Consider the following 8142-nt stretch of genomic DNA (forward strand, 5'->3'; position numbering starts at 1 on the left):
TCGACTAATCTGGCTATGGAAATCAAGGAGATGTCACCGACCACCGATGTGTTCATCTATTACATGGACATCCGTACCTTCGGTCTTTACGAGGACAAGTTCTACTGGAAAAGCCAGGAAGAATTCAAAACCAAGTTCGTCAAGGCTCGTATTGCCGAAGTAACGAAATCTCCGGATGGACGCTTACTGGTCAAAGGCGAAGATACCCTGGTTAAACGTCCTATCGTTATTCCCATGGACATGGTAGTGCACGCTATTGGCATGGATCCTAATGCACTGAATCCTGAAATTGCCAAAGTGTTTGGTATCGGTCTTGAGAAGCACGGCTTTATTGATCGCGCCGAGCAATATACCAACACGCAAGGAACAACCCGCAGGGGCATTTATGTTTGTGGCGCAGCTACAGGTCCTGAAACCATTGATGATTCGATGGCACAAGGCCAGTCTGCGGGTGCCCGGGCGGTGGCTGACCTGTATCAATTGCTGGCGGCCTCTGCCTGATTTTCCGTTATTTTTGAGTTTTCTCCAGTTGTGGATTCTGGTGGCCTTGAGGGATGCTATGCATCCCTCTTTTTTGCTGTATAAAGATGTTTAAACAGTATTCACAAATTCCAGTGACAGGCGCGCTATGAAACAATACGAATCATCACTTCCGGTATTTCATATCAATCAATTTTTCAATGGTCCTGCGGTGGCTACGGGAGTTTTTCAGGACCGATCAGGTAAGGTGGTCAATCGCTTTATCATGTATTTATTGGGGACGTGGCAGACAGATTCTGTCGGTTCCCTGAGCGAAAAATTTCTGTTTCTGGATAATGACGGTAAGGCCAGTTACGCTGAGCGTTTGTGGCAATTACAGGTGACTGGTGCCCATAAATTTACCGCAACTGCACAAGGTTCAGCAGGAGATATTGTGGGGCTTGCTCAGGGAGAAGCCGAAGGGTTTGCCATGCGCTGGCGGTATACGGTAAGACAACCGGTGGGTAAACGGTTTTTCAATTTGCGTGTGGATGACTGGATGTATCTGATTGATAAAGATCATGTCATTAATCGGAGTAAAATGCGTTTTTTAGGCTTTTTTGTGGGTGACGTGAGTATTGAAATCCATCGCTTGGCAGATACGCCAGAAAATCGGAAAGCCATGCTGCAGTTACCGCGTGTGGACGATACGGTGCCCGTATGAGCGATAAGTCCTGTTGGCAGGGTAAACGTTGCTGGTTGATCGGGGCCAGTACGGGAATCGGTGCTGCCTGTGCCGAAGCACTGAATGCCCAAGGTGCCCGGCTTGCGCTGACGGCGCGCAATCCAGCCAAGCTTGCGGACTTGGCCGCCAAACTGGGTAACGATTACACCCTGGTTTGCCCCGCCGATGTGATGACTCCGGATGAACTACACAAAGCCTATACAGATATTCGCGAACAGTGGGGCGGTCTGGATGTGCTGCTGTTTCTTGCCGGCACCTATCAGGCCGCGCGGAGCTGGGAACTCAATCCGGACCAGGCCCGTCAGGCCATCAGCACCAATTATCTGGGCGCGGTAGATGCGGTTCATACGGTCCTTGCCGATTGGCTCGTGGCCGGACAGGGGCAGATCGTCCTGACCTCCAGCGTTGCTGGTCTGCGTGGTTTGCCCCAGTCATTATATTACGGACCCAGCAAGGCGGCACTGACCCATTTCGCCGAAGTCCTGCATCTGGATCTGGAACCCAAGGGGATCAAGGTTCAGGTCATTCATCCCGGTTTTGTTGCAACGCCCCTGACCGCGCACAACGACTTTCCCATGCCCAATTTAATCAGCCCCGAACAGGCAGCCACGGAAATTCTGGCGGGTATGGAAAGCAGCGCGTTTGAAATTCACTTTCCCCGCGCCTTTACCCGCAAGCTCAAATTTCTGCGCTGCCTGCCCTATCGCTGGTATTTTTCGTTGATTCATCGTTCTACGGGGCTGTAGAAAAACGGCGTCAAAAGCCAAGGACCAGCAAAAGCCCTTCATCAACAATGACGGTTGAAATGTTGCAACCGGCCAAAACCAACCAGTAATCCCCACTTATCCCGCACACCCATTTCCGGCTATCATGTCGCCACCAAAGCACCAGAAGTGTCCCAACAACATCAGAGGTCAGGAAGCGTGACAGAAACCATCAGCCGCAGCGATCGCGGTAAAAAGAATATGCGGGTGACCCTGATGGGGGCGGGGACCAATCTGGTGCTGTTTTTTACCAAGTTGGCGGGGGGCATTTTCGGTCACTCCGATGCTTTGGTGGCCGATGCGGTGCATTCCTTATCTGATCTGCTATCGGATTTGGGCCTGATTCTGGCCATGCATTTCAGCAGCCAGCCACCGGATCAGGAACATCCATACGGACATGAGCGTTTCGAGACGCTTGCGGCACTGGGCACGGGTACGTTGCTGGCGCTGAATGGCACGGGTATTGGCTATGAGGCTGTGCAACGTCTGGTGATTGGACATTACGGGATGCCTGCGGTCTGGACTCTGTATATTGCCGCCTTTGCCATTTTCGCCAAGGAAACCCTCTATCAGATTACCATTCGGGTGGCGCGTAAAACCCGCTCGGCAGCGTTACGGGCCAATGCCTGGGATCATCGTACCGATGCGATTTCCAGCGTCATTGTGTTGATTGGTATTGGCGGAAGCCTTCTGGGTGCCCCTTATCTGGATTCGGTGGTGGCTCTGATTGTGGCCTTGATGGTGCTGCGCATTGGCCTGGTGACCGCCTGGGAGGCGCTGCAGGAGCTGGCAGACCGGGGGCTGGACGATGCGGTTTTAGCGCAAATTCGCGAGGTGATTCTGGGTTGCGAAGGGGTGCGCGACCTGCACCTGCTCAAGACACGCAAGGTAGGGCATCAGGCTCTGGCTGAGGTGCATTTGCAGGTAACCAATCCGCTGCTCAGTGTCTCCGAGGGGCACCAGATTGCCGAGCGGGTGCGTATGTCCCTGTTGCAGGCGGTAGATGATCTGGTGGACGCCACCATTCATATTGATAGTGAAAATGACGAAGAGGGTGGTGCCGTTCTGCCGCCGCGCAGTGTCATTGATGAAAAGGTGGAATCCGTATTGCTGGCCCGTAATTTGCATTTACCTCAACAAATGACCTTGCATTATCTGAAAGATGGTGTGGTGATTTGCCTGCGTTATCCTTTTCCGCCTGCGGCGAGTCTGGAGAGTCTGCAAGCACAGGAAAAACAGATTCAGGAAGCCTTGCAGGGAAAGGTTTCCGGCCTGCAGCGGGTAGATGTCGCCTGGCAGACGTCTGCCACGGAGAAGGAATGAGCGGTTGTGCACAATGTTGGTGCAAAGCGTTTGATTGCACTGTTATGGGGTGCTAATTTGGTGCAATAATCCACCAGGATTCTGGGGGTGCTTCATTTGAATGTGGTATCAGTTTTGCATGCTTAATGGTATTCAGTTCGTACATATTTCTTGATTGGAGGAAAAGCAGATGGGTCACAGCCCGAAAGATGTGCTGAAGTTGATTAAAGAAAAAGACATCAAATTTATTGATTTCCGTTTCACCGACACCAAGGGCAAGGAGCAGCATGTTTCTGTGCCCTCCCACACCATGGAAGAAGATACTTTTGTAGAAGGCAAGGCCTTTGATGGTTCTTCCATTGCTGGCTGGAAAGGGATCAATGAATCCGACATGATTCTGCTGCCTGATCCTGATTCCGCCGTGCTTGATCCTTTTACCGACGAAGCGACCCTGAACATTCGTTGTGACGTCATCGAACCGGCTACCGGTCAGGGTTATGAGCGCGATCCGCGTTCAGTGGCCAAACGTGCCGAAGCCTATCTGAAAAGTACCGGCATTGCCGATACTGCTTATTTTGGCCCGGAAAATGAGTTTTTTGTCTTTGATTCAGTGACCTGGAATATCGACATGAGCGGCTGCGGCTACAAGGTCGATGCGGAAGAAGCTGCCTGGAATTCCGGTAAGGAATATGAATCCGGTAACATGGGCCATCGTCCCGGTGTGAAGGGCGGATATTTCCCGGTACCTCCGGTGGATTCTGCGCAGGACCTGCGTTCAGCCATGTGTCTGGCCCTGGAAGAAATGGGCCTGAAGGTGGAAGTCCATCACCACGAAGTGGCTACTGCCGGGCAGCATGAAATTGGTGTGGGCTTCAGCACCCTGACCCGCAAAGCCGACGAAGTACAGATTCTGAAGTACGTGATTCACAATGTTGCCGCCGCTTACGGTCAGACCGCAACCTTCATGCCCAAGCCCATTGTCGGTGACAACGGTAGTGGCATGCACGTCCATCAGTCGCTGGCCAAGGACGGCAAAAACCTGTTCTCGGGTGATTTGTACGGTGGTTTGTCGGAACTGGCCATTTATTACATCGGCGGCATCATCAAGCACGCCAAGGCCATCAACGCGCTGACCAATCCCAGCACCAACAGTTACAAGCGTTTGGTCCCCCACTATGAAGCGCCGGTGTTGCTGGCCTATTCGGCAAAAAACCGCTCTGCTTCTATTCGTATTCCCTTCGTCAACAGCCCCAAGGCGCGGCGTATTGAAGTCCGCTTCCCGGATTCCACGGCCAACCCCTATCTGGCTTTTGCGGCGATGATGATGGCCGGTCTGGATGGTATTCAGAACAAGATTCATCCCGGCGATGCCATGGACAAGAACCTCTATGATCTGCCCGCCGAAGAGCAGTCCAATATTCCGGGCGTGGCTGCTTCTCTGGAAGAAGCCTTGCGTGCTTTGGAAGCGGACCATGAGTTCCTGATGAAGGGCGGTGTGTTCAGCCAGAGCTGGCTGGAAGGTTATCTGGATGTGAAATGGGCGGAAGTGCAGGCTCTGCGCGTTACTACCCATCCGGTGGAATTCCAGATGTACTACAGCCTCTGAGCCCATAGCGGGCGATCTGGCCCGCTGTTTTGCACAGGTAAAGGCCTCGCAGCATGCGGGGCCTTTTTATTGCTGCGCCTTGACAATCATGAGCGGGGCGACCATATAAGTTGCGCTGGATGATGGGGAGATCGGTTGATGAAAAATGCAAGTATTTGTGGTGGAGCAGGCACTTTCGTGCGCCGCAGTGTGATGATGACTCTGCTGCTGGCCGGGACTTTCAGTGTGCTTGCCAACGCAGAAACCATATATCGCTGGGTGGGTAGCAACGGTGTGGTAAGTTACGGAGAAAATCCGCCCGCAGGCGCTAGGGGGGTTGAGCAAATTGCCGGTGCGCCTCAGCAATCGGTGAGTACGCCTGCAGAGGTTCAGCGCCCTCCGGAAGTGGCCCCGAATGTTCAGCCCAAAGTAGACAAGCCGGAGCTGAATGCGAGTAATCCTGCCCGTAAACGGCTGGAAGCCGAATTGGCGGCGGCGCGTCTGCAGTTGCTGCAGGCGACCCATAATTATCAACAGGGCAAAGCTGTCCGCACCGGTAATGAAAGAAATTATGCCCGTTATTTACAAAGGGTAAATGGTCTGAAGCAGGAAATGGATAACGCCCAAATGCGGGTTATGTTATTGCAGCACCAACTGGAACAGCTTCCCGAAACGACTATGCCCGCATCCATGCAAGGACATCAGGAGCACTGAGTCGGGTTGTGGTCTTGTCCCGATTAAGAGCCGGGATAGACCGGCAACACCTTCGTGGCTTAGTATATCAGCCTGGATAAAGACCGTCAGGGAGATTAGATGCCACGTTTCTTGCTCAGTAACGATGACGGATATCTGGCACCGGGACTGGCAGCACTGGCCCAGGCAATCACCCCTCTCGGCGAAGTCGAGGTTCTGGCACCTGAGCAGGATCGCAGTGGCGCCAGCAATTCCCTGACCCTTGACCGTCCCCTGCGCATGCGTACCGGCCTCAATGGTTTTCACTATCTGGTCGGCGGTACCCCAACGGATTGCGTGCATCTGGCGGTGACCGGTCTTTTTGCCGAAGCTCCGGATATGGTGGTGTCCGGTATCAACCGGGGCGCCAATATGGGTGACGACGTGCTTTACTCCGGTACCGTCGCCGCAGCGACCGAGGGTCGTTTTCTGGGGCTGCCAGCCATTGCCGTCTCCCTGGCGGGTCGTGATTGCAGTCACTTTGAAACGGCGGCCAGAGTCGCTGCCACCCTGGTCACCGGCGTGCTCAGCCATGCGCTGCCTGCAGATACCATTCTCAATGTGAATGTGCCGGATTTGCCCTATGAGCAAGTGCGGGGCTTGGAAGTCACCCGTCTGGGGCGACGCCACAAAAGTGATATGGTGATTCCTGCTGCGGATCCACGCGGCGATCCAGTCTACTGGATTGGCCCTTCCGGGCGGGAAGCAGACGCCGGGCCGGGTACGGATTTTGATGCGGTACGCCGGGGCTATGTCTCCATCACCCCCCTGGATCTGGATATGACCCGATACAATTTTCTGGAAGGCTTAAGTCAGTGGCTGCGCACTTGCCAGTCCTGAACCCGGAAGTAGGAATGATTTCTCCCCGCACCCGGGGGAGGATGGTGCTACGCCTGCGGGCGGCGGGTATTCGTGATGAGCGGGTGCTGGATGTGATGAATCAGGTGCCGCGTCATCATTTTGTGGCTCAGGCCCTGGCGGGACGGGCCTACGAACTGGTCTCCCTGCCCATTGGTTATGGTCAGACCATCTCCCAGCCGTGGACTGTGGCGCGGATGATGGAGGCTATTCTCGAAAACAACCCGATTCCCCGACGCATTCTGGAAATCGGGACCGGTTCTGCTTATCAGACGGCGCTTCTGGCGGAACTGGGGGCGGAAGTGTTTACTGTGGAACGCATTGGTCCCCTGCATCATCATGCGGACAAGGTGCTGAGCCGACTGGGTTATTCCCAGGTACATCTGTTGCATGGTGATGGTAGTGGCGGCTGGCCGGAGCAGGGGCCGTATGATGCCATTGTGATTACGGCGGCGGTTCCTTGTGCTTTGGCCCCCTTATATCGCCAGTTAAGGCCTGGCGGTCGCCTGGTGATGCCGGTGGAAGATCGGGGCAAGCAACATTTGCAGGTCAGCCATTGGGATGGTCATGAAGCCCGGATCAGTCATCTGGGTGACTGTTTTTTTGTTCCCTTACTGGCTGGTACGGTTTCATTAGCCTCTGGAGAGTGTTAAGCATGAACGACGCGATCAGAGAAGAGGAAGAAGATCTTTCCGTGGAGACGGCAGATGAGACGCCGGAAGCTGCCGAGGAGGATTACGACGAGGCCCCAGACTGGGATGCTACCCGCTGTTATCTGAGGGAAATCGGTCATAATCCGTTGCTGACGGCAGAGCAGGAAATTTCCCTGGGGCGGCTCGTTCAGGCGGGTGATGCGGCCGCGCGCAGCACCATGATCGAGAGTAACTTGCGTCTGGTGGTCAAATTGGCCAGACGTTACATCCACCGTGGTCTGCCCCTTCTGGATTTGATTGAAGAGGGGAATCTGGGCCTGATTCGTGCCGTGGAAAAATTTGATCCGGAAAAGGGTTTTCGTTTTTCGACCTACGCTACCTGGTGGATACGCCAGAATATCGAACGGGCCCTGATGAATCAGACACGCACCATTCGTCTGCCCATTCATGTGATGAAAGAACTGAGTAGCGTCTTGCGTGCGGCACGCTGTCTGGGTCAGACCCTGCAGCGCGACCCAACGCCTGAGGAAGTGGCGGCGGCCATGGATCGGCCTGTGGACGAAATTCGCGGCTGTCTGGAAAACGACGGCAAGGTGACCAGCCTCGATGTACCTCATGGTCGAGAATCTGAGCGCCCCCTGGCCGATGTGATTGCTGATATGGCAAATCCTGGCGTTGAAGCGGCTTTTGCTGAGCAGGATTTGTCCCTGCAGATTCATCAATGGATTGGTGCCATGTCTGAAAAACATCGGCAGGTACTGTTCTGGCGCTTTGGTCTGGATGGTACGGAGGGGGCGACTCTGGAAGATGTTGGTAACCGTCTGGGTATCACCCGGGAGCGGGTGCGGCAGATCCAGGTGGAAGCCTTGCTGGCGTTACGTCACCGTATTGAAGAAGAAGGTCTGACCACAGAATCCCTGTTCGGGTGAGGCAGGCTCCGGCAGGCCGGTGGCGGGGAGGCTTTGCAGCGACTTTGTCCCGCGCCGTTGTTGTTCCTGGTGAAATCCTGCGCCCGTCAGGAGAGCTGTCTGAGCCCACAGGGCG

General features: G+C 54.5%; 8 protein-coding genes and 1 pseudogene. All 9 read left to right on the top strand.

The genetic code is table 11. The features are described 5' to 3' along the window. On the top strand, positions 1 to 501 hold a 501-nt coding region (locus tag AC2VLY_RS09765), incomplete at its 5' end, for an FAD-dependent oxidoreductase (protein ID WP_486922181.1). 118 nt (positions 502 to 619) lie between these two features. Next, positions 620 to 1183, top strand: a pseudogene (locus AC2VLY_RS09770) (DUF3833 family protein); the annotation flags it as partial. Then, positions 1180 to 1950 (top strand): SDR family NAD(P)-dependent oxidoreductase, encoded by a 771-nt coding sequence (locus tag AC2VLY_RS09775; RefSeq protein WP_193651346.1) that lies wholly within the window; start codon positions 1180 to 1182, stop codon positions 1948 to 1950. The pseudogene AC2VLY_RS09770 and the gene AC2VLY_RS09775, both read left to right, overlap by 4 nt. Positions 1951 to 2127: 177 nt before the next feature. Then, the gene (locus tag AC2VLY_RS09780) at positions 2128 to 3291 is read left to right on the top strand and encodes a cation diffusion facilitator family transporter (RefSeq protein WP_486892920.1); all 1164 of its coding nucleotides are present in this window, start codon (positions 2128 to 2130) and stop codon (positions 3289 to 3291) included. 169 nt (positions 3292 to 3460) lie between these two features. Beyond that, positions 3461 to 4876 (top strand): glutamate--ammonia ligase, encoded by a 1416-nt coding sequence (glnA, locus tag AC2VLY_RS09785; protein WP_024894771.1) that lies wholly within the window; start codon positions 3461 to 3463, stop codon positions 4874 to 4876. Positions 4877 to 5014: 138 nt separating this feature from the next. After that, a complete protein-coding gene (locus AC2VLY_RS09790) occupies positions 5015 to 5569 on the top strand; it encodes a DUF4124 domain-containing protein (protein ID WP_300253263.1) in 555 nt (184 codons plus the stop codon). A gap of 99 nt (positions 5570 to 5668) precedes the next feature. Beyond that, entirely contained in the window at positions 5669 to 6427 is a 759-nt protein-coding gene (gene surE / locus AC2VLY_RS09795) for a 5'/3'-nucleotidase SurE (RefSeq protein ID WP_193651348.1), read from the top strand. Then, a complete protein-coding gene (locus AC2VLY_RS09800) occupies positions 6403 to 7098 on the top strand; it encodes a protein-L-isoaspartate(D-aspartate) O-methyltransferase (RefSeq protein WP_024894773.1) in 696 nt (231 codons plus the stop codon). The genes surE and AC2VLY_RS09800 overlap by 25 nt, the downstream gene beginning before the upstream one ends. A 2-nt stretch (positions 7099 to 7100) precedes the next feature. Then, a complete protein-coding gene (rpoS, locus tag AC2VLY_RS09805) occupies positions 7101 to 8027 on the top strand; it encodes an RNA polymerase sigma factor RpoS (RefSeq protein WP_486892919.1) in 927 nt (308 codons plus the stop codon). Positions 8028 to 8142 lie beyond the last annotated feature (115 nt).

It is taken from the genome of Acidithiobacillus sp. TH-A36 (genome assembly GCF_057473445.1).

Coding starts and splice junctions, on each gene's coding strand:
- AC2VLY_RS09775 (WP_193651346.1), top strand. CDS start 1,180: ATGAGCGATAAGTCCTGTTGGCAGGGTAAACGTTGCTGGTTGATCGGG.
- glnA (WP_024894771.1), top strand. CDS start 3,461: ATGGGTCACAGCCCGAAAGATGTGCTGAAGTTGATTAAAGAAAAAGAC.
- AC2VLY_RS09790 (WP_300253263.1), top strand. CDS start 5,015: ATGAAAAATGCAAGTATTTGTGGTGGAGCAGGCACTTTCGTGCGCCGC.
- surE (WP_193651348.1), top strand. CDS start 5,669: ATGCCACGTTTCTTGCTCAGTAACGATGACGGATATCTGGCACCGGGA.
- rpoS (WP_486892919.1), top strand. CDS start 7,101: ATGAACGACGCGATCAGAGAAGAGGAAGAAGATCTTTCCGTGGAGACG.